Here is a 19,805-nt window from a genome sequence, read left to right as displayed (position 1 = left end):
GGCACCGATCATGAACAAGCCCTTCAACCCGGACGCGCTCGAAGTCGGCTACGACGTGCCCGCTCTGCCCGGCATGGACGAGGCCGATATCCAGACCCCCTGCCTCGTGCTCGATCTCGACGCGCTTGAGCGCAACATCAAGAAGATGGGCGACTACGCCAGGGCCCATGGCATGCGCCACCGGGTGCATGGCAAGATGCACAAATCCGTCGATGTCGCGAAGCTCCAGGAACGGCTCGGCGGCGCCGTCGGCGTCTGTTGCCAGAAAGTCTCGGAGGCGGAGGTCTTCGCGCGCGGCGGCATAAAGGACATCCTCGTTTCAAACGAGGTTCGCGATCCTGCGAAGATCGAGCGTCTGGCAAAGCTGCCGAAGCTCGGATCCGACGTCATCGTCTGCGTCGACGACATCGCCAACGTGGCCGAGCTTTCAGAAGCCGCAACACGGCAGGGAACCGAACTCGGCATCTTCATCGAGATCGACTGCGGGGCGGGGCGTTGCGGTGTGACGACAAGCGAGGCCGTGGTCGAGATCGCAAAGGCCGTGCGTGAGGCCCCAGGCCTCACCTTCAAGGGCCTCCAGGCCTATCAGGGCGCGATGCAGCACATCGACAGCTATGAGGAGCGCAAGGCCAAGCTCGACGTCGCGGTTCGCATGGTCAAGGACGCGGTGGAGAGCCTCAAGGCCGAAGGCATCACCTGCGATCTGGTGTCGGGCGGCGGCACGGGCTCCTATTATTTCGAGTCCAATTCCGGCGTCTATAACGAGCTGCAATGCGGCTCCTACGCCTTCATGGATGCCGATTATGGTCGCATCCTCGATCAGAACGGCAACCGGATCGATCGCGGCGAGTGGGAGAACGCCTTCTTCATCCTCACCTCGGTGATGAGCCACGCCAAGGCCGACAAGGCGATCTGCGATGCGGGTCTGAAAGCCCAGTCCGTCGATAGCGGCCTGCCGGTGATCTTCGGGCGCAACGACGTGACTTACGTCAAGTGCTCCGACGAGCATGGCGTGATTGCCGATCCGGATGGCGTGCTGAAGGTCAACGAGAAGCTGCGCCTTGTGCCCGGCCACTGCGATCCGACGGCCAATGTCCATGACTGGTATGTGGGCGTGCGCGGCGCCAAGGTGGAAACGCTCTGGCCGGTCTCGGCGCGCGGCAAGGCTTACTGAGCCAGCAAAATCGGGGTCGCGCCTGCCACCCGTCAAGGGTTAGAAGCGCGCTCAAGAGTACTCATGCGCCACGGCCGCTTTCGCCATGGCCATGGGTGTGATCATTCAGGGGAGACGAAGATGCTCATAGTGCCCGAGCGGGAAATTGCCGATCTGATGACGCGGGATGCCGCGTTCGGTGCGGTGGAAATGGTGTTCGCTGCGATGGCGGCGGGCGATGCCACCAATTTCCCCGTCGTGCGCGAGGCCATCGGCCATGAAAACGCGCTTTACGGCTTCAAGGGCGGCTTCGACCGCCAAGGGCTGGCGCTCGGCCTCAAGGCCGGTGGCTACTGGCCGAACAATCTGGCAAAGCACAAGTTTATCAACCATCAGTCGACGGTGTTCCTGTTCGATCCCGACACCGGGCGGGTCAAGGCGATGGTCGGCGGCAATCTCCTGACCGCCCTGCGCACCGCCGCCGCCTCATCCGTTTCGATCAAGCATCTTGCGCGTGAAGACGCCAAAGTCCTCGGCATGATCGGGGCGGGCCATCAGGCGACCTTCCAGCTTCGGGCCGCGCTGGAGCAGCGCAAGTTCGAGAAGGTGATCGGCTGGAACTATCATCCGGAGATGCTGCCGAATATCGAGAAGGTCGCGGCGGAAGCCGGCCTTCCTTTCGAGGCGGTGGAGCTATCCGGCATGGGCGAGGCGGATGTGATCATCTCGATCACCTCGGCGTTCTCGCCCTCGCTGATGGCCAATCACGTGTCCGAAGGCACACACATCGCCTGCATGGGCACGGACACCAAGGGCAAGCAGGAGGTCGAGGCTGCGCTTCTCGCAAGGGCAAGCGTATTCACCGATGAGGTTGCCCAGTCGATCAGCATCGGCGAAGCCCAGCATGCGGTGGCGGCGGGTCTGATCTCCGAGGCCGACATCGTAACGATCGGCGCGGTCATCAACGGCACCCATCCGGGCCGCACCTCCGACACCGAAATCACGCTGTTCGACGGCACCGGCGTCGGCCTTCAGGACCTCGCCGTGGCGTCGGCCGTGGTCGATCTTGCGGTTGAGAAAGGCATCGCCATCGAGGTCGATTTCTAGAAAGACCAGCCTTCGCGCGCGGCGGTTTCGTGCCGCGCGCGAAGACGAATGATCTCAGGCGGTTTCGACCAAACCTACCTCGCCGACCGCGCGCACCGGCTCGACATGATAGGGGATTTCGAAGTAATATTCCTCCAGATTGGCCGTCGCGCCGATCCGGTCCACCACCGCGAACAGGCCCGGCTCATGAAGCGGCGTCAGAACGCCGTGCCAGGTGCCGCGATGGAAGTTGATGCCCTGGCCGGGCGCCGCGACGAAGGCTTGCGGCGTGCCGGGCTTGCCGCCCTCGTCCGGCGCGACCACGACGAGAAAGGGATGGCCGGTCATCGAGATGAAGGCCTGACTACCCTCCGGGTGGCGCTCGACGAGATCGACCGTCACGGGAAAGGCGACCGCCTTGCTCTCGAAAATGCTGATCCCAGCCCGTCCCTCCGGCCCGAAATCAAGCTGTGCCCGGTCATGAAACCGGCCGCAGCGACCTGCATTGATGATCTTGTCCGGGCTTCCTGACACTTCGAGAACGTCCCCGAAAGGCGCGAAGGCCTCCGCCGTCAACGGCTTGGCAAGGATCGACCGGGTCATGCCGAAAACTTCTCGCGCAGCCTGAGTTCGGCGATCCGCTCCACCTGCCGGCAGGCCTCTTTAAACTCCGTCTCGTGATCCTGATCGATCCGGCGGCGGAACGCCTCCATGATCGAGGCCTTGGTGTTGTCGCGCACCGCGATGATGAAGGGGAAGCCGAATTTGGCGGTATAGGCGTCGTTGAGGTCGGTGAAGGTCTGTCGCTCTTCGTCGGTGAGGGCGTCGAGGCCGACGGAGGCCTGTTCGGCGGTCGACTCAGCCGTCAGCCGCTTTGCCGAGGCGAGCTTGCCGGCAAGATCGGGATGGGCGTTGAGGACGGCGAGGCGCTTTTCCTGAGGCGCCGAGCGGAAGATGCGGGCAAGGGCGGAATGAACGCCCGTCGCATTGTCGTGCATCGTCCCAAGTTCCAGCGCGTGGGCGCCTTCCGCGATCCAGGGCGAATGCTCGAAGACGCCGCCGAATTCGGCGACGAAGGTCTCGCGGTCCATCTCGGACGGACGCGGGGTTGTCACTGGCGGATGCTCGCGCGCCCAATGCTCGGCAATGTCGAGCCGTGTCGCGAACCAGACGCCCTCATGGCTCTGGAAATAGTCGAGAACGCGCTTCAGGGCCGCGGCGCGGCTTGGGCGGCCGATCAGGCGGCAGTGAAGGCCGATCGACATCATCTTCGGCGCACCTTGCTCGCCCTCTTCGTAAAGAACATCGAAGGCGTCGCGAAGCATGGTCTCGAAATCATCGCCGGTGGTGAAGCCCGCTTGGATCGCAAAGCGCATGTCGTTGCAATCCATCGTATAGGGCACGATGAGCTGGTCCTTGCCGCCGGCCTTCAGCCAATAGGGCAGGTCGTCGCTATAGCTGTCGGCAAGATAGGCGAAATCGCCTTCCTCGGCCGCAAGCGCCATCGTGTTCATCGAGCAGCGGCCGGTATACCAGCCCCGCGGCGGCTCGCCGGTGACCTCGGTGTGAAGCTTGATCGCCTCCCGGATCTGCTCGCGCTCCTCTTCGGCGCTCATATCTTTGTGCTCGATCCATTTCAGCCCGTGGCTGGCGATTTCCCAGCCGGCGGATTTCATCGCCGCGACCTGTTCAGGCGCGCGGGCAAGCGCCGTCGCAACGCCATAGACGGTGACCGGGATGTCCTTCAAAATCCGATGGACGCGCCAGAAACCGGCCCGCGAGCCATATTCGTAGATCGTTTCCATGTTCCAGTGCCGCTGGCCCGGCCAGGGCTGCGCACCGGTGATCTCCGACAGGAACCCTTCCGAGGCCGCGTCGCCATGGAGGATGTTGTTCTCGCCGCCCTCTTCGTAATTGAGGACGAACTGCACGGCGATTTTCGCCCCGTTCGGCCAGTTCGCCGTCGGCGGGGTCGCGCCGTAGCCGGCCATGTCGCGAGGATAACGTGTCACCGATCACTCCCTTTTTGAAAACACCCTCAGTTTAACCTGAAGAAATCGAGCCGTTTTTCAAATTGCGTTTGAAGCTGCCTTCGCCCGTCTGCGCTTTGTGCCACGCGACCGGCCCGGCCTAAAAAGACGCGAATGATATCGTATCCGGCTGATGAGGCCGGGTACGGTATCGAAGCCCCAAGCGGCGCAGACACGTTTTCAAATCCGTCATCGCGAAGCGATCAAGCGGATTTCCTATAATGGAGAAACCCATGTCCGGCTATTTGACGACCCATGTGCTCGATACCGCTCGCGGCTGCCCGGCGGAAGGTCTGACGATCGAGCTTTATCGGATCGAAGGCGAAACCCGCACCCATCTGAAAACGCTCTCCACCAATGACGACGGTCGGACCGACGAACAGATCCTGCCGGAGGCGTCTTTCGAGACCGGCACCTATGAGCTGGTCTTTCATGCTGGGGACTATCTCGACAGGACGGGCACTCCCCCGGAAGCCCCGCGCTTTCTCGACGTGATCCCGCTGCGTTTCGGCATGTCGGAGCCGACGCATTATCACGTGCCGCTGCTCCTCTCGCCGTTCAGCTATTCCACCTATCGGGGCAGTTGAGCGCGGCTGCCCGCGTCCTCAACGACCTTGCCGATCCGCTCGATCACGAAGTCCATGAAAAGCCGTGTCTTCGGGTCCTGACGGCGGCGATGGGTGAAGAGGCAGGCCATCTGGATCGGCTCCGGCGGCGTCTCGGTCGCAACCGGCACGAGCCGGCCCGCCTTGAGGTGATCGGCGATCTCGAAGATGGGCTTCAAAGCGATTCCGCAGCCGGCCAGCGCCCAGTCGGTGAGGACGTTGCCATCGTCGGACTCATAGCGCCCGGACACCCGAAACCGCTTCACCCCCTCAGGCGTCGTCAGCGGCCACTGAAACTCCGTCGCCCCCGGAAAGCGCAGATTGAGGCATTCATGTGCGCCGGAAATGAGCTCGTCTCCATGCACGGGAAGCCCGCGCGCCTCGATATAGGCGGGTGAGGCGCAGAGCACGCGCTCGACATCGGCGATCTTCCTGATCCTGAGGGCGCTGTCTTCGGGCTGGCCGAGGAAGAAGGCGAGGTCCAGCCCCTCGGTCGTGATGTCGAATCTTCGGTCCGTGAGGCGCAGCCGCAGGCTGACCTCGGGATAGCGGGCGAGAAAGTCCGGCACGGCGGGGGCGATCAGGCTGCGCCCGAGGCCGAGCGGGGCAGCGACATAGAGCGCGCCCCTCGGCTGTTCGGTGATGTTCACCACCTGCGCCTCGGCGCTCTCCACCGATTCCAGAACCTCGCAGGCGCCGGTATAGAACGCCTTGCCCTGTTCTGTCGGGGACAGGCTGCGGGTCGTGCGCTGGAACAGCCGAACGCCGAGATGGTCTTCAAGTTGCGAGATCCGCGAGGAGGTGACCGCAGGCGAAATGCGAAGGTCGCGCCCCGCCGCCGACATGCTGCCCAGCTCGTAAACGCGTACGAAGGTTCGGATATTGTCGAGGTAGGACATTGTTCGGAATTTTTTGATGCTGATTGGCTCTTGCCATCGATACCAAAACAATCCCGACCCGGATAGCATGGTCGCGAAACGAGCTTCGGGGAACATTCGATGTATGATCTGACGGCAGCCTGGGATTGGGTGGGGTTTTCCGTGCGATGGCTGCATGTCATCGCCGCGATGGCGTGGATCGGCGCCTCCTTCTACTTCATCGCCCTCGATTTGATGCTGAAGCCCGCACCGGACATGCCCAAGGGCGCCTATGGCGAGGAATGGGAGGTTCACGGCGGCGGCTTTTATCACACCACCAAATATCTGGTGGCGCCCGACCGGATGCCGGAACACCTGACCTGGCACAAATGGCAGAGCTACACGACCTGGCTTTCCGGCGCGGCGCTTCTCATGATCGTCTACTGGGTGGGCGGCGAACTCTATCTTCTCGACCCGTCCAAGGCCGACCTGTCGCTCTGGCAGGGCATCGCGATTTCAGCGGCCTCGCTCACCATCGGCTGGCTCGCCTATGACGCCATGTGCAAGTCGAAGCTCAGCGAGCATCCGACGCTTCTGATGCTGCTCCTCTTCGTCATTCTCGTCGCCATGTCCTGGGGCTACAACCAGATCTTCACAGGCCGGGCGGCGCTGCTCCATCTCGGTGCGTTCACCGCCACGATCATGACGGCGAACGTCTTCTTCCAGATCATGCCGAACCAGCGCATCGTCGTCGCCGATCTCAAGGCCGGGCGCACGCCGGACGCCAAATACGGCAAGATCGCCAAGGTCCGCTCGACCCACAACAACTATCTGACCTTGCCGGTCGTTTTCCTGATGCTCTCCACCCATTACCCGCTGGCCTTTGCCACCGAGTATTCGTGGATCATCGCCAGCCTGATCTTTTTGACGGGGGTCTCGATCCGGCATTATTTCAACACCATGCACAAGACCGGCAAGGGTCCGTCCTGGACCTGGGCGGTGACCATCCTCATCATGATCGTCATCGCCTGGCTCTCGACCGCGCCGATGATGGACAGCGTCGAGGACGCCGAGGCGCGGCCGCTCACGCCCTATGAGGAAAAATTCGCGTCTGCAGCCGGTTTTGACGAAGCCTACGACGTGGTCGCGGGCAATTGCTCCATGTGCCATTCGCGCGAGCCCTTCTACAGCGACACCATGCTATGGCCGCCGAAGGGCGTCGTCCTCGAAACGAAATCCGACGTCGCGCGTCATGCCGAGGCGATCTTCCTGCAGGCGGGTGTGACCCATGCCATGCCGCCACCCAACGCTGCGGCAACAATGACCGACGAATATCGCGATGCTCTCGTCACCTGGTACCGCAACGCCTCCCGTGGATAAGGCTCCGACGAAACGCCTCGGGTCTCAAAGCTTGGATAGCTTTCAGCTTCGCGCGCCGGGGCCTTGGTGACCAAGGAATATCGACCGGCTTTGGGCCGCGATATGCTCGACGAAGAGGCGGATTTTCGGGTCCTGAAGCTTCTTGTGCGGGTAAAGGCATCCGAAGATGCTGGGAACGGGCGGTGTGTTCGGCAGCACTTCGACCAGGGCGCCGCAGCCAAGATGGTCCGCGACGTCGAAACGCGGCTTGTTGACGATGCCTCTGCCGGCCAGCGCCCAGTCGGTCAGAACGTCGCCGTCGTCGGCGTCGAATTTACCGCGAACCTCCAGCTTCAAGGGGCCGCCGGCGGACATGAGGGTCCAGAAATATTCCGGCGAGCGCGGATAGCGCAGCAGCAGGCAATTGTGCTGGCGCTCCATGAGATCTTCCGGCTGCGTGGGCGTCCCGAAGGCCGATAAATAGGCGGGAGAGGCGCATAACACGCGTTCGCAATCGGCGATCTTGCGCAGCTTCATATTGCTGTCCTGGGGCGCGCCGACGAAAAAAGCCATGTCCTGACCGTCCGCGAGAAGATCCACCCGGCGATCCGACAGGCGCATCCGCACTTCGATTTCCGGATACCGGTCGGTGAACTCCGGCACGAAAGGCGCGACGATCCGGCGGCCGACGCCGAGCGGCGCGGTCACCCGGATCGCCCCATGGGGGCTTTGGGAGAAGCTCGCGACCCGTGCCTCGGCGGTGTCGAGCGTCTCGAGCACCTGCCGCGCATCGTCATAGAACACCCGGCCGACCTCGGTCGGGGTGATCGAGCGCGTGGTGCGGTTGAACAGCCGAACGCCCAGATGATTTTCCAGCTCTTTCAGTCGCTTGCTCGCGACGGCCGGGGTGAGCCTCAAATCGCGCCCGCCGGAGGTGATGCTCCCCAGTTCCACCACGCGAACGAACACGCGCAGGCTTTCGATATAGGACATGATCGCTCCCCCTTCGCGATCAGGGTATCCCGGCAGCCAGACGATTTTCAATGGATCGTTGAAAGTATTTGCCGTCTCAGCGCATTCTCATTGGTAATCGGGCCGCTTAAGCTCGTCTCCAGCTCAAGTATCACCAGCGGGAGGCGATGATGCCGCAGCGTCGTAGCGAAATCCGGTTCATCTTGAACGGCCGTGACATCTGTCTGTCCGATGTCGCCGCCGACCGGACCCTTCTCGATTTCCTGCGTCTCGATCGACGCCTGACCGGAACGAAGGAAGGCTGTGCGGAGGGCGATTGCGGCGCCTGCACGGTGCTTGTCGGGCGGCTGACGGCGGACGGACTCGCCTATGCGCCGGTCAATGCCTGTATCCGTTTCCTTGCCAGCGTCCATGGTTGCCACGTCGTCACGGTCGAGCATCTGGCGGGTCAAGATGGCACGCTCCACCCGGTGCAACAGGCGATGGTCGACCATCACGGCTCCCAATGCGGCTTCTGCACGCCGGGCTTCGTCATGTCGCTCTATGCCCTGTGGATGGAGAAGCCGCAGCCGACAGAACTTGAGGTGGAGACGGCCTTGCAGGGCAATCTCTGCCGCTGCACCGGCTATGCGCCGATCATCCGCGCGGCGGTCGCGATCAGCCGCTACGGCTCACCGGCGGCCGATCCGATCCACCGCGAGCGCGAGGCGATTTCCACGCGCCTCAAGGACCTTGAGAGCACAGACCGGATCGTCACCGGCCCGGCCGACAATCGGAGCATTCTGCCCGCCGATGCCGACGACCTCGCCGCCTGCCTCGCCGAGCATCCGGACGCCACGATCATTGCCGGCGCCACCGATGTCGGGCTCTGGGTGACGAAGTTCCTGAAGCCCATCGCGCCCGCGATCTTCACCGGCCATCTCACCGAGATGAAGCGCGTCGGCCTCGAAGGCGATCAACTCTGGATGGGCGCTGGCGCAAGCTATAGCGATGCTCAGGCCGACCTCATCCGACATTTCCCCCATCTTGAGCGCTATTGGAACCGTATTGCCGGCTGGCAGGTCCGCAATATGGGCACGGTCGGCGGCAATATCGCCAATGGCTCGCCGATCGGGGATACGCCTCCGGCGCTGATCGCGCTTGGCGCCGAGCTCACCCTGCGCCTTGGATCTGCGCGCCGGGTCATTCCGCTTGAAGACTTCTTCATCGCCTATGGCCGGCAGGATCGCGCGCCCGGCGAATTCGTCGAGGCGATCACGGTTCCACTGTCTCAGCCGGGGCAGCGCGATGCGGCCTACAAGATCTCCAAGCGCCGCGACGAGGATATCTCCTCGGTTGCCGCCGGGATCAGCGTCACCGTCGCCGATGGACAGATCACCCAATGCCGCATCGCCTTTGGCGGCATGGCCGGCACGCCCAAACGCGCGTCAGCGGCGGAAGCCGCTCTCATCGGAAAACCGTGGTGCGAAGCGGTCTTCACTGAAGCTGCGGCCCTTCTGCCTGAAGACTTCGAACCCTTGAGCGATTGGCGGGCCTCGGCGGCCTACCGGATGCTGGCAGCGCAGAACCTCCTGCGCCGCTTCTTCCTCGAACAGGACGCGGGGCGCAGCGAGCCGGCCCAAATGGCTGTTGCCTGATCGAATGCGGGAGGCGAGTGCGATGAAGGAGAGCGAGACGATGACCCATGCCATGGATGATGACCGCGTCATCGAGGGTTCCGATGGGATCGGCGAACTGGACACTGTCCTGAGGGACATCGAGCCGGCTGACTTTGCGCCCGCGCGACAATCGCAGAAGCGGAGGGGCGTCTCAGGCACCGTTCACCGCGATCGCATCCACGACAGTGCCGCCAAGCACGTCACCGGCCGCGCCGACTATACCGACGATATCTCTCAGCCCGAAGGCACGCTGCACGCCTATCTCGGCGTCTCGCAGATCGCCCATGCCCGGCTCAACGGCCTCAATCTTTCCGCCGTGAGGGCTGCGCCCGGGGTCGTCGATGTGCTGACCGCCGAGGACATTCCCGGCGTCAACGATATCAGCCCGACGGGCAAGCATGACGAGCCGGTCTTTCCGACCGATGCCATCGAGTTCCATGGCCAGCCGCTTTTCGCGGTGATCGCCGTAACCCGCGAGGCCGCGCGGCGCGCCGCCATCCTGGCAAAGGTCGATTGCGAGCCGCTGCCCTTCGCGCTTGATCCGGTTTCGGCGCGCGAAGCCGGCCATCCTTATGTGACGCCGCCCCTGACGCTGAAGCGCGGCGAGGCGGAGCCGGCTCTTGCCAGCGCGAAGAACCGCATCAGCGGCAAAATCGCGATCGGCGGCCAGGATCACATGTATCTGGAGGGCCAGATCGCCTTCGCGATTCCCGGCGAGGACGACGACATGGTCGTCCATTGCTCCACCCAGCACCCGTCCGAAGCCCAGCACATGGTCGCCCATGTCCTCGGCGTTCCCTCCAATGCGGTGACGGTGAATGTGCGCCGCATGGGCGGCGGGTTCGGCGGCAAGGAAAGCCAGATGAACCTTTTCTGCGCCGTCGCGGCGATCGCGGCGCGCAAATGCGGGCGGCCGGTCAAGATCCGTCCCGACCGCGATCAGGACATGACGGCGACGGGCAAGCGCCACGATTTCGTGGTGGATTACGAGGTCGGCTTCGACGAGACGGGCCGGATCGAGGCGGTGGACGCGACCTTCGCGGCGCGCTGCGGCTATTCCTCGGACCTGTCCGGCCCCGTCACCGACCGGGCCCTCTTTCACGCCGACAACGCCTATTTCTATCCCCATGTGCGGCTGCAATCGCAGCCCCTGAAGACCAATACGGTCTCCAACACCGCGTTTCGGGGTTTCGGCGGCCCGCAAGGGGTGGTCGTTGCCGAGCGGATGATCGAGGAGATCGCCTACGCCACCGGTCGAGACCCGCTCGATGTGCGCATGGCCAATTTCTATGGCTCCGCTGGTCGCGATGTCACGCCCTATCACCAGACGGTGGAGGACAATATCCTCGCTCGGCTCGTCACGGAGCTTGAGGAAAAGAGCGACTATCGCAAGCGCCGCGCGGCGATCATCGCCGAGAATGCGGCGTCCCCGATCCTCAAGCGCGGCATCGCGCTGACACCCGTGAAATTCGGCATCTCCTTCACCGCCACCTGGTACAATCAGGCGGGTGCCCTGATCCATGTCTATAATGACGGATCGATCCACCTCAACCATGGCGGCACCGAAATGGGGCAGGGGCTCAACACGAAAGTGGCCCAGGTGGTGGCCGATGCCTTTCAGGTGGATTTCGAGCGCATCAAGATCACCAGGACCACCACGGAAAAGGTGCCGAACACCTCAGCGACCGCAGCCTCTTCGGGATCGGATCTGAACGGCATGGCGGCGCTCGATGCTGCCGAGCAGATCAAGGCGCGGCTCGTGGCCTTTGCCACAGAAAACTGGGGTGTCGCCGCCGACGCGGTGACGTTTGAAGCGAACGAGGTCCGGATCGGCGAGACGGTGCTCAGCTTCGACGATTTTATCCGCGAAGCCTACAAAGCCCGCGTCCAGCTTTCGGCGGCTGGCTTCTACAAGACACCGAAGATCCATTGGGATCGCGAAACGGGCAGCGGACGCCCGTTCTATTACTTCTCCTATGGCGCCGCCTGTTCGGAGGTCACGATCGACACGCTGACCGGGGAATACCGGGTCGAGCGCACCGACATCCTGCATGATGTGGGCCGATCCCTGAATCCCGCCCTCGACAAGGGGCAGGTGGAAGGCGCCTTCATTCAGGGCATGGGCTGGCTGACCACCGAAGAGCTCTGGTGGGATCATAAAGGCGAGCTTCGCACCCACGCGCCGTCCACCTACAAGATTCCGCTGGCCTCCGACCGTCCGCGCATCTTCAATGTCGAACTCGCCGACTGGTCGGAAAACCGCGAATTGACGATCAAGCGTTCGAAGGCCGTGGGCGAGCCGCCCTTCATGCTTGGCATTTCGGTATTCGAGGCCTTGTCCATGGCCGTCGCCAGCGTCGCGGACTATCGCGAATGCCCGCGCCTCGATGCGCCGGCAACGCCCGAGCGCATTCTCATGGCGGTGTCACGCCTTCAGGGCAGAGGCTGAGGGATGAGCGGCCCGAACGAAGACCTGGCCGGGTTTTTGGAGGAGAACCCGCACCTGATCGCCGTGACGCTGACCCGTGTCCGTGGCTCGTCGCCGCGCGGAGAAGGCACGGAGATGTTCGTCTCCGCAGAGGGTCTTTGGGGCACGATCGGCGGCGGCCAGCTCGAGTTCCGCGCCATCGAGGCGGCGCGCCGGATGCTGCGAGACGCAGAGTTGATCCGGGTCATCGATCTGCCGCTGGGCCCCGAGATCGGCCAGTGCTGCGGCGGGCGCGTCGAGATCACGTTACGGCGCATGCGCGCCTCCGACAAACGCGCTGCCTGTGCACGCGTCAGGGAAGCGACTGAGAACCGCCCCAATGTCTATATTCTGGGCGCAGGCCATGTGGGCCGGGGTCTCGCCGATCTTTTCCAGCATCTCCCTGTGCGCTGCATTCTCGTCGACCAGAGGGCGCAAGAGGTGGGTCTTTGCTCGGCGAAGGTCGAAATGCGCGTCAGTGCAATGCCTGAAATCGATGTCGCCCATGCGCCGAAGGGCAGCGCCTTCATCGTCCTCACCCATGATCATGGCCTCGATTTCCTGCTCGCGAGCGCCGCGCTGGAGCGGCGCGATGCGTCTTACGTCGGGATGATCGGGTCCGCGACCAAACGGGCCAAGTTCCGCAGCTGGATGCGCGAGAACTCAAACGCCGAAGTCTTCGACGATCTCGTCTGCCCGATCGGAGGGAACGGCAGCCGGGACAAGCGACCGCATGTCATCGCGGCCTTCGTCATCGCCGAGGTGATGGCGGCGCTGACCGATAAGGCTGCGAAAGCGGCGGTCCACAGCACATCGCAGACGCCCGCAAGGGGCGAACACACAGACCGGGTCGAAGCGAGACACTGAAGGAACGCGTTTCGTCTGGGTCGCATGGGAGGAAGAGGAGGCCCTCATGAACACAGGCACATATCAATACAGGCTGTTTGCACGAAGTGACTTCAGCGCGTTCTGGGCGCTGTTTACCGATAATCTGGTTAATCTCTTGATCCTGTCCGGGGTCTGCCAGTTCGTCTTCCAGATGCCCGCCGAAATCGTCTATGGCCGCATCGTGCCGGGCGCGGCGATCGCCATTCTGGCCGGCGTCGTTGTCTACACCTATCTCGCCAAACGGGCGGCCGAGCGCCATGGCCGCGACGTCACCGCCCTGCCTTACGGCATTTCGACCCCGGTGATGTTCGTCTATCTCTTCGGTGTCATCGGTCCGATCTACTGGGCGACCGAGGACCCGATGCTCGCCTGGCAGGTGGGCATCGGCGCGGGGTTCATGGGCGGCATCGTCGCCGCGCTCGGCGCGCTCATCGGTCCTTTCCTGAAAAGCATTACCCCGCGCGCGGGCATGCTCGGCACACTGTGTGGCATAGCGCTGGTCTTCATCGGCGCAGTGCCGCTCGCCGAGATCTTCGAGCATCCGGTGATCGGCTTTGCCTCGCTGCTCTTCATTCTCTGGGGGCTGATCGGGCGGTTCCGACTGCCCGGTAACGTTCCGGCCGGTCTCGTTGCCATCGCGGCGGGTACGATCATCGCCATGTTCCTGGGGGAATCGAGCTTCGATGCCAGCGGCATCGGGTTCTACCCGCCGGTGCCTTATGTCGGCGACCTGATCGCGGGCATTCAGTATCTCTTCGCCAATCCCGAACTGTTCCTGGTACTGATCCCGGTGCAGATCTACAATTTCATCGAGACGATGAACAATGTGGAGAGCGCGGAAGCGGCCGGTGACAGCTATCCGGTCGGGCTGTGCCAGGTGACGGACGGCGTCGGCACGATGCTCGGCTCGGTCTTCGGCTCGCCCTTTCCGACGACGGTCTATATCGGCCATCCCGCCTATAAGCGGCTGGATGCCCATGCCGGTTACATCGTCGGCGTTGCTGTCGTGATCGCGGCGGCGGCGTTTCTCGGCTTCCTGTCGTTCCTTGCGGCCCTGATCCCGGTCGCAGCGGCAGCGCCGGTGCTGGTCTTCGTCTCCGTCAGCCTGATTACAAATACGGCCTTTGCGGTGAAGCCGGCCCATATGGCGGCCGTGTCCTTCGCGATCCTGCCCCACATTTCGGAATTCCTGATGGTCAAATGGGGTTCGATGATGAACGCGCTCAGAAACGCCGGTGTCGAGGGGCTGCCCGCGCTCGGCGATGCGAAACTCACCGAAGCGCTGCTGCGCGAGGGGGCCCATTTCGAAGGCCATCTCGCACTCAGCCAGGGCGCCATCATCACTGGTCTCATCTGGGGCGCGATCGTTGCAGACGTGATCGATGGACGGTTCAGGATGGCAGGCAGCTTCGCCATCGCCGCCGCCGTCATGTCCTCGTTCGGCATCATCCACGCCCATGAGCTGCAATGGCCGCAACTGGACGGGATCACCACCGGCTATCTGATCATAGGCGGCTTCCTCTGGCTCTATCCGCTGGTCGCGCCGAAAGAAGATCTCGTGGAGCGGATCATCGTGCCGGACGAGCCCGACATGCTGGAGCGAAGCGCTCCGGCCGAATGAACCCCGACTTTATCCGGGGCGGCCCTTGCGCCGCCCCGATTTCTGAACCGAACGGAGACGAGACATGACCGACAAGGTGCTGCGCGGACGCCTTTTGACATTCAGCCGGGCGCCTCGGAACGGCGATGACAGCGGCGCCTATACCTATATCGAGGATGGGGCGCTGCTGATCCGCGACGGCCTTATCGAAAAGCGTGGCGACTATGCCGAGGTGGCGCGCGCGGCCCCCGAGGCTCAGGTCACCGATCACAGGCCGCATCTGATGATGGCCGGTTTCATCGACACCCATATCCATTTTCCGCAGGTGCAGGTGATCGCCTCCTGGGGCGCGCAGCTTCTCGACTGGCTGAACACTTACACCTTTCCCGAAGAAACGCGTTTTGCCGATCCCGCCCATGCGGAGCGGATGGCGACCGCCTTCTTCGATCAGCTGATCGGTCATGGCACGACGACGGCGGTGGCGTTCTGCTCGGTGCATCGCGCTTCCGCCGAAGCCTTCTTCGCGGAAGCTTCCCGGCGCGACATGGCGATGCTCGGCGGCAAGGTCTTGATGGACCGCAATGCGCCTGACGCGCTTCTCGACACGCCGCAATCGGCCTATGACGATACGAGCGCGCTGATCGCCAAATGGCACGGCAAGGGACGCGCACGCTATGTGATATCGCCCCGCTTCGCGATCACCTCGACGCCCGAGCAGATGGAGATGGCCGGCGTTCTGGCGCGGGAAAATCCCGATTGTCCCATCCAGACCCATCTGTCCGAAAACAGGGACGAGATCGCCTATACGCTGAGCCTTTACCGGCAAGCGCGGGACTATCTCGACGTCTATGAGCGCTATGGCCTCGTGCGCGCAAACACGCTGCTCGGCCATGCCATCCATCTTGAAACCCGCGAGATCGATGCGCTGGCCGAAACGGGGGCCCATCCGGTCTTCTGCCCGACGTCGAACCTCTTCCTCGGCTCCGGTCTCTTCGACCATGCCGGGCTGACGAGCCGTGGCATTCGAAGCGGCATCGCGACCGATGTGGGCGGGGGCACCAGCTATTCGATGCTTCAGACGCTTTCGGAGGGCTACAAGATCCTTCAGCTCAACGGGCAGGCTCTCCATCCGCTCCAGGCTTTCGACTGGGCGACGCGCGGCAATGCCGACGTCTTGGGGCTGGTGGACCGGATCGGCACGCTCGACGAGGGAACGGCCGCCGATATCGTGGTTCTGGACGCGCGCGCGACCGACGCCATGGCCTTGCGTATGGAGCGTGCCGAAACCCTTTCTCAGGAGCTTTTCGTGCTTCAGGTCATGGGCGACGATCGGTCGATCGCCGAGGTTTATGTCAATGGCCGGCCGGCCAAGACACGCGCGAAAGAGGCACAGCGCGAAAGATCGCTCGCCATGGCCTGATGCCGGCAAGGGTCTGATCGTATCGGCCTGAGATCCGGGCTTTCCGGCCCGGATTGCCGCGATTTCGGTCAGCACCACTTTTAAAATCGCCTCCTGCGAATGGAGGCCGCTTGATCTTGATCATTGTTCCGTCGCACGGGCTCGCTAAGCTCGTTGGTGAAAGACGGTGCCATGTCCTCGGAGGGGGATGCGCCATGTCCCGATCGCAAGACAGGCAAGACCTCTATGAGTATTCGCAATTTCGACGCGCTGTTTCGTCCGAAATCGATCGCCCTTATCGGCGCCAGCAACCAGCCCCATTCGGTCGGCGCGGTCATCGCCGACAACCTCTTTACCTCGGGTTTCAAGGGGCCGGTCATGCCGGTCAATCCCCATGAGACGTCGATCCGCTCGACCTTGAACTATCGCTCGGTCGCCGAACTGCCGATGGCGCCCGATCTCGCGGTGATCGCGACGCCGGCGCAAAGCGTGCCGGGGATCATCGAGGAACTCGGCAAGAAAGGGTGCCGGGCGGCCATCGTCATTTCGGCCGGCTTCGGAGAGGTGGACAGCAGCCGCGAACTGCGCCAGGCCATGCTCGATGCCGCACGCCCGCATCTGATGCGGATCGTCGGGCCCAACTGCATCGGACTGATCTCGCCCCATGTCGGCATCAATGCGAGCTTTGCCCATCTGACCCCTCAAAAGGGCGATATCGCGCTCCTCTCCCAATCGGGCGCGATCGTCACCGCCATGCTGGACTGGGCCGCGGAGCGAGGCATCGGCTTTTCCCATGCCATCTCGCTGGGGGATATGAGCGACGTCGATTTCGGCGATCTTCTCGATTATCTATCGACGGATCGGGCAACGCGGGCGATCTTCCTTTACGTGGAGAATATCACCCACGCGAAGAAATTCATGTCGGGGGCGCGGACCGCTGCGCGCGCCAAACCCGTCATCGTCATCAAGTCCGGCCGCTCGGCCGCCGGCGCGAAGGCCGCCCACAGCCATACCGGAGCCCTCGCCGGCTCCGATGTCGTCTACGACGCGGCTTTCTCGCGGGCAGGTCTCCTGCGGGTCTCGAAACTGGAAGAAATGTTCGAGGCGGCGGCGACGCTCGCCACCGGCGTTCGCATCCGTGGCGACGGGCTGACCATCGTCACCAATGGCGGCGGCGCGGGTGTCATGGCGGTCGATGCGCTGGAGGCCTTTGGCGGCCGCCTTTCGAGCCTCGATCCGGAAACGATCGAGGCGCTGGACGGCGTCTTGCCGCATAACTGGTCGCGCGCCAATCCGGTCGACATCATCGGCGATGCGCCGGGCGAGCGCTATGCCGAGACTCTCGACAAGCTCCTGTCGCGCAGAAACGACGACGCGACACTCGCGATCTTCTGCCCCTCGGCGATTACCGATCCCCATGAGGTCGCCCAGGCAATCGTCGATGTGGCCGGGCGTCATCGCGGCGCGCCCGTCCTGACCAACTGGCTCGGCGGACGGAGCGTTCAGTCGGCCCGCGATCTTTTCGCCGAGAACCGGATCGCCACCTTCGAGAGCCCGACCAAGGCGATCCGCGCCTTCATGCATCTGGTGCGCTACCGGCGAAACCAGGAAAACCTGATGGAGACCCCGGCCGCTGGCGTCGCGATCTCCCACCACGCGATCGCGGCTGCCCATCGCATGATCGAGGCGGTCATCGCCGCGGGGCGCACGGTGATGACCGAGCCGGAGGCCAAGGAGCTCTTGTCGCTCTTCGGCATCCCGATCGTGGAAACCTTCCGGGCCAAGACGCCCGAGGAGGCCGCCGCGCGTTTCGAGGCGATCGGCCATCCGGTCGCGCTGAAGATTTTGTCCAAGGACATCACCCACAAATCCGATGTCGGCGGCGTGCGGCTCGGCCTTCGCAGCGCGGACGAGGTGCGCGAATCGGCCGAAGCCATGCTGTCGCACATCCGCCAGTCCTATCCGGATGCGGATATCGAAGGCTTCACGGTCCAGCGCCTGATCGACATGCGCGATGCCCGTGAGCTCATCGCCGGCATCGCGACCGACGCGACCTTCGGCCCGGTGCTTCTCTTCGGGCGTGGCGGCAAGGCGGCGGAGGTGATCAACGACCGCACCATCGGCCTGCCGCCGCTCAATTCCGTGCTTGCCCGCCGGATGATCGACCGAACGCGGGTCTCGAAACTTCTCGCCGGCTATCGCGACGTGCCGGCCGCCGCACCCGGCGCGATCGAGGATGTGCTCGTGCGCCTGTCGGAGATGATCGTCCATCTGCCGCAGATCGTGGAACTGGACATGAACCCGTTTCTGGCAACGGGTGAGGGCGTCGTCGCGCTTGATGCGCGCGTTGCCGTGCGCCCGTTGGAGCACGGCGAGGGTCGGCTCGCGATCCACCCCTATCCGCGTGAATGGGAGCGGGTGATCACCCTGAAGGATCAGCGGCACTTCCTTCTGCGCCCTATCCGCCCGGAGGACGAGACCGCGCTTGCCGACATGGTCTCGCGTTGCACGCCTGAGGATCTGCGCCTGCGCTTCATGGGCCCGATGAAGGTCTTCCCCCACCAGACGGCGGCGCGCTTCACCCAGATCGACTATGATCGGGAAATGGCCTTCATCGCCACCGATCCGGGGGCCGCCTATGGCAATGGCACGATCTACGGTGTCGTGCGGATCATCTCCGATCCGGAAAACGAGAAGGCCGAATATGCCGTTCTCGTGCGCTCGGACATGAAGGGGCAGGGGCTCGGTTACGGCCTCATGCGCGCCATCCTCGCCTATGCTTCGAAGCGCGGCCTCAGGGAAGTCTATGGCGAGGTTCTGCGCGAAAACACCGGTATGATGCGCATGGCCCGCCATCTCGGCTTCGACACGGGACGCTATGAGCCCGGCTCGGAAACGGCCCATGTGATTTTCGATGTGGAGAAGGCATCAAAATGGGTGGAGGCGGAGCCGGACGAGTGAAACCGGTAAGCCTTTGAAGGCACCGCTTTCGAAGCTCCGTCGGGAGTCTGGGCACTTTATCGAAAGCGCGATGCAGAGGATCGGCCCACGAGACAGCCGATCCGGTCCAGTCCGATTGCGGCAGAGACGCCTTCGCCGAGCCTGAGGACGAAGGCGAAGAATGGTGTCACCGGGGCGCTCTGGAGAATGACCGCCATCGTCACACCGATTGCCGCGCCAGCCAGAATGTCGATCGGGAAGTGCACGCCGATCGCGATGCGCGACCAGCCGATGAGGACGGCGGCAACGGCGATGGCGATCGCGGCACCCCGCCGCTTCGTCAGCTCAAGGCTGGCGGCGACCGCAGACGTCAGGGCCATATAGCCGCTCGGAAACGAACTGTCGGCGACATGATGGAGCACGTTTCCACACAGGCCGATCATGAAGGGGTGCGGCTCGAAGACGAGGAAGGACATGATACCGGCGATCGAAACGGCCCCGCCAGCCGAGATCGTTGCTGCGACGACGGCCATGCGATCGTCTCCGCGATTGCGAAACCAGAGGGCGATCAGGGTGAGCGGAACGAGACCGATCAGCCAGACTGCCGCTCTCTCCTCGAACGGCATCAACAGGTCCGGGGCCAAGCCGTGGATGAAGCCGAAGACGGAGAGATCGAATTGCGTGGGCATGGCATCCTCTTTCGTGGACGCGTGACCATCAATCGCGGGGATCGCAGCCCGATGGCGGGAACTATACCGATCTGTAACGCCGCCGCAGATCTCCGAACATAG

The 19,805-nt window shown here is 63.5% G+C and carries 15 protein-coding genes; 10 read left to right on the top strand and 5 right to left on the bottom strand.

Going from position 1 to position 19,805, the window contains the following annotated elements:
* Positions 1 to 10: 10 nt before the first annotated feature.
* A complete protein-coding gene (gene bhcC / locus ABDX79_RS06625) occupies positions 11 to 1,174 on the top strand; it encodes a 3-hydroxy-D-aspartate aldolase BhcC (protein WP_346219486.1) in 1,164 nt (387 codons plus the stop codon).
* Between the two features lie 120 nt (positions 1,175 to 1,294).
* A complete protein-coding gene (gene bhcD / locus ABDX79_RS06620; protein ID WP_346219485.1) occupies positions 1,295 to 2,260 on the top strand; it encodes an iminosuccinate reductase BhcD in 966 nt (321 codons plus the stop codon).
* 54 nt (positions 2,261 to 2,314) lie between these two features.
* On the opposite strand, the gene ABDX79_RS06615 is transcribed toward bhcD, so the two are convergent.
* Together ABDX79_RS06615 and puuE are read right to left on the bottom strand one after the other, a co-directional pair.
* Complete coding sequence (locus ABDX79_RS06615; RefSeq protein ID WP_346219484.1) at positions 2,315 to 2,842, bottom strand: ureidoglycolate lyase; 528 nt, start codon at positions 2,840 to 2,842, stop codon at positions 2,315 to 2,317.
* On the bottom strand, positions 2,839 to 4,230 hold the full coding sequence (gene puuE, locus ABDX79_RS06610) for an allantoinase PuuE (RefSeq protein ID WP_346219580.1): 1,392 nt from the start codon (positions 4,228 to 4,230) through the stop codon (positions 2,839 to 2,841). Before puuE ends, ABDX79_RS06615 begins: the two co-directional genes overlap by 4 nt.
* A gap of 260 nt (positions 4,231 to 4,490) precedes the next feature.
* Between puuE and uraH the strand changes: the two genes are divergently transcribed.
* Complete coding sequence (gene uraH, locus ABDX79_RS06605) at positions 4,491 to 4,856, top strand: hydroxyisourate hydrolase (protein ID WP_346219483.1); 366 nt, start codon at positions 4,491 to 4,493, stop codon at positions 4,854 to 4,856.
* On the opposite strand, the gene ABDX79_RS06600 is transcribed toward uraH, so the two are convergent.
* Positions 4,841 to 5,773 carry a LysR family transcriptional regulator gene (locus ABDX79_RS06600; RefSeq protein WP_346219482.1) on the bottom strand — a complete coding sequence of 311 codons (933 nt, stop codon included), beginning with the start codon at positions 5,771 to 5,773 and terminating at the stop codon, positions 4,841 to 4,843. The genes uraH and ABDX79_RS06600 overlap by 16 nt on opposite strands.
* A 99-nt stretch (positions 5,774 to 5,872) precedes the next feature.
* Here ABDX79_RS06600 and ABDX79_RS06595 point away from each other — a divergent pair, with 99 nt between their 5' ends.
* A complete protein-coding gene (locus ABDX79_RS06595; protein WP_346219481.1) occupies positions 5,873 to 7,111 on the top strand; it encodes a urate hydroxylase PuuD in 1,239 nt (412 codons plus the stop codon).
* 42 nt (positions 7,112 to 7,153) lie between these two features.
* Here the strand turns inward: ABDX79_RS06595 and ABDX79_RS06590 are convergent, their stop codons facing one another.
* Positions 7,154 to 8,083: a LysR family transcriptional regulator gene (locus ABDX79_RS06590; protein WP_346219480.1), complete on the bottom strand. Its 930-nt coding sequence runs from the start codon at positions 8,081 to 8,083 to the stop codon at positions 7,154 to 7,156.
* Positions 8,084 to 8,232: 149 nt separating this feature from the next.
* On the opposite strand from ABDX79_RS06590, the gene xdhA reads away from it, so the two are divergent.
* The 6 genes from xdhA to ABDX79_RS06560 all read left to right on the top strand — a co-directional run bounded on the left by xdhA (position 8,233) and on the right by ABDX79_RS06560 (position 19,035).
* Complete coding sequence (gene xdhA / locus ABDX79_RS06585) at positions 8,233 to 9,699, top strand: xanthine dehydrogenase small subunit (RefSeq protein WP_346219579.1); 1,467 nt, start codon at positions 8,233 to 8,235, stop codon at positions 9,697 to 9,699.
* A 22-nt stretch (positions 9,700 to 9,721) separates the two neighbouring features.
* Positions 9,722 to 12,169, top strand: coding sequence for a xanthine dehydrogenase molybdopterin binding subunit (xdhB, locus tag ABDX79_RS06580; protein ID WP_346219479.1), 2,448 nt, complete (start codon positions 9,722 to 9,724; stop codon positions 12,167 to 12,169).
* A 3-nt stretch (positions 12,170 to 12,172) separates the two neighbouring features.
* Entirely contained in the window at positions 12,173 to 13,054 is an 882-nt protein-coding gene (gene xdhC, locus ABDX79_RS06575) for a xanthine dehydrogenase accessory protein XdhC (protein WP_346219478.1), read from the top strand.
* 46 nt (positions 13,055 to 13,100) lie between these two features.
* Positions 13,101 to 14,696: a xanthine/uracil/vitamin C permease gene (locus ABDX79_RS06570; RefSeq protein WP_346219477.1), complete on the top strand. Its 1,596-nt coding sequence runs from the start codon at positions 13,101 to 13,103 to the stop codon at positions 14,694 to 14,696.
* A gap of 64 nt (positions 14,697 to 14,760) precedes the next feature.
* Positions 14,761 to 16,095, top strand: coding sequence for a guanine deaminase (gene guaD, locus ABDX79_RS06565; RefSeq protein WP_346219476.1), 1,335 nt, complete (start codon positions 14,761 to 14,763; stop codon positions 16,093 to 16,095).
* Between the two features lie 171 nt (positions 16,096 to 16,266).
* Complete coding sequence (locus tag ABDX79_RS06560) at positions 16,267 to 19,035, top strand: bifunctional acetate--CoA ligase family protein/GNAT family N-acetyltransferase (protein WP_346219475.1); 2,769 nt, start codon at positions 16,267 to 16,269, stop codon at positions 19,033 to 19,035.
* Positions 19,036 to 19,091: 56 nt separating this feature from the next.
* On the opposite strand, the gene ABDX79_RS06555 is transcribed toward ABDX79_RS06560, so the two are convergent.
* Positions 19,092 to 19,703 carry a phosphatase PAP2 family protein gene (locus tag ABDX79_RS06555; protein ID WP_346219474.1) on the bottom strand — a complete coding sequence of 204 codons (612 nt, stop codon included), beginning with the start codon at positions 19,701 to 19,703 and terminating at the stop codon, positions 19,092 to 19,094.
* Positions 19,704 to 19,805: the final 102 nt, after the last annotated feature.

The sequence above is a fragment of the Fulvimarina fulva genome (genome assembly GCF_039652615.1).
GTDB lineage: Bacteria > Pseudomonadota > Alphaproteobacteria > Rhizobiales > Rhizobiaceae > Fulvimarina.
This window is presented reverse-complemented; position numbering and strand designations above follow the sequence as displayed.

Bases quoted from the DNA above. Each gene is read 5' to 3' on its own strand.
- puuE (WP_346219580.1), bottom strand. From the start codon at position 4,230: ATGGCCGGCTACGGCGCGACCCCGCCGACGGCGAACTGGCCGAACGGG.
- uraH (WP_346219483.1), top strand. From the start codon at position 4,491: ATGGAGAAACCCATGTCCGGCTATTTGACGACCCATGTGCTCGATACC.
- ABDX79_RS06600 (WP_346219482.1), bottom strand. From the start codon at position 5,773: ATGTCCTACCTCGACAATATCCGAACCTTCGTACGCGTTTACGAGCTG.
- bhcD (WP_346219485.1), top strand. From the start codon at position 1,295: ATGCTCATAGTGCCCGAGCGGGAAATTGCCGATCTGATGACGCGGGAT.
- bhcC (WP_346219486.1), top strand. From the start codon at position 11: ATGAACAAGCCCTTCAACCCGGACGCGCTCGAAGTCGGCTACGACGTG.
- ABDX79_RS06570 (WP_346219477.1), top strand. From the start codon at position 13,101: ATGAACACAGGCACATATCAATACAGGCTGTTTGCACGAAGTGACTTC.
- ABDX79_RS06555 (WP_346219474.1), bottom strand. From the start codon at position 19,703: ATGCCCACGCAATTCGATCTCTCCGTCTTCGGCTTCATCCACGGCTTG.
- xdhC (WP_346219478.1), top strand. From the start codon at position 12,173: ATGAGCGGCCCGAACGAAGACCTGGCCGGGTTTTTGGAGGAGAACCCG.
- ABDX79_RS06615 (WP_346219484.1), bottom strand. From the start codon at position 2,842: ATGACCCGGTCGATCCTTGCCAAGCCGTTGACGGCGGAGGCCTTCGCG.
- ABDX79_RS06560 (WP_346219475.1), top strand. From the start codon at position 16,267: ATGTCCTCGGAGGGGGATGCGCCATGTCCCGATCGCAAGACAGGCAAG.
- guaD (WP_346219476.1), top strand. From the start codon at position 14,761: ATGACCGACAAGGTGCTGCGCGGACGCCTTTTGACATTCAGCCGGGCG.
- ABDX79_RS06595 (WP_346219481.1), top strand. From the start codon at position 5,873: ATGTATGATCTGACGGCAGCCTGGGATTGGGTGGGGTTTTCCGTGCGA.
- xdhA (WP_346219579.1), top strand. From the start codon at position 8,233: ATGCCGCAGCGTCGTAGCGAAATCCGGTTCATCTTGAACGGCCGTGAC.
- ABDX79_RS06590 (WP_346219480.1), bottom strand. From the start codon at position 8,083: ATGTCCTATATCGAAAGCCTGCGCGTGTTCGTTCGCGTGGTGGAACTG.
- xdhB (WP_346219479.1), top strand. From the start codon at position 9,722: ATGAAGGAGAGCGAGACGATGACCCATGCCATGGATGATGACCGCGTC.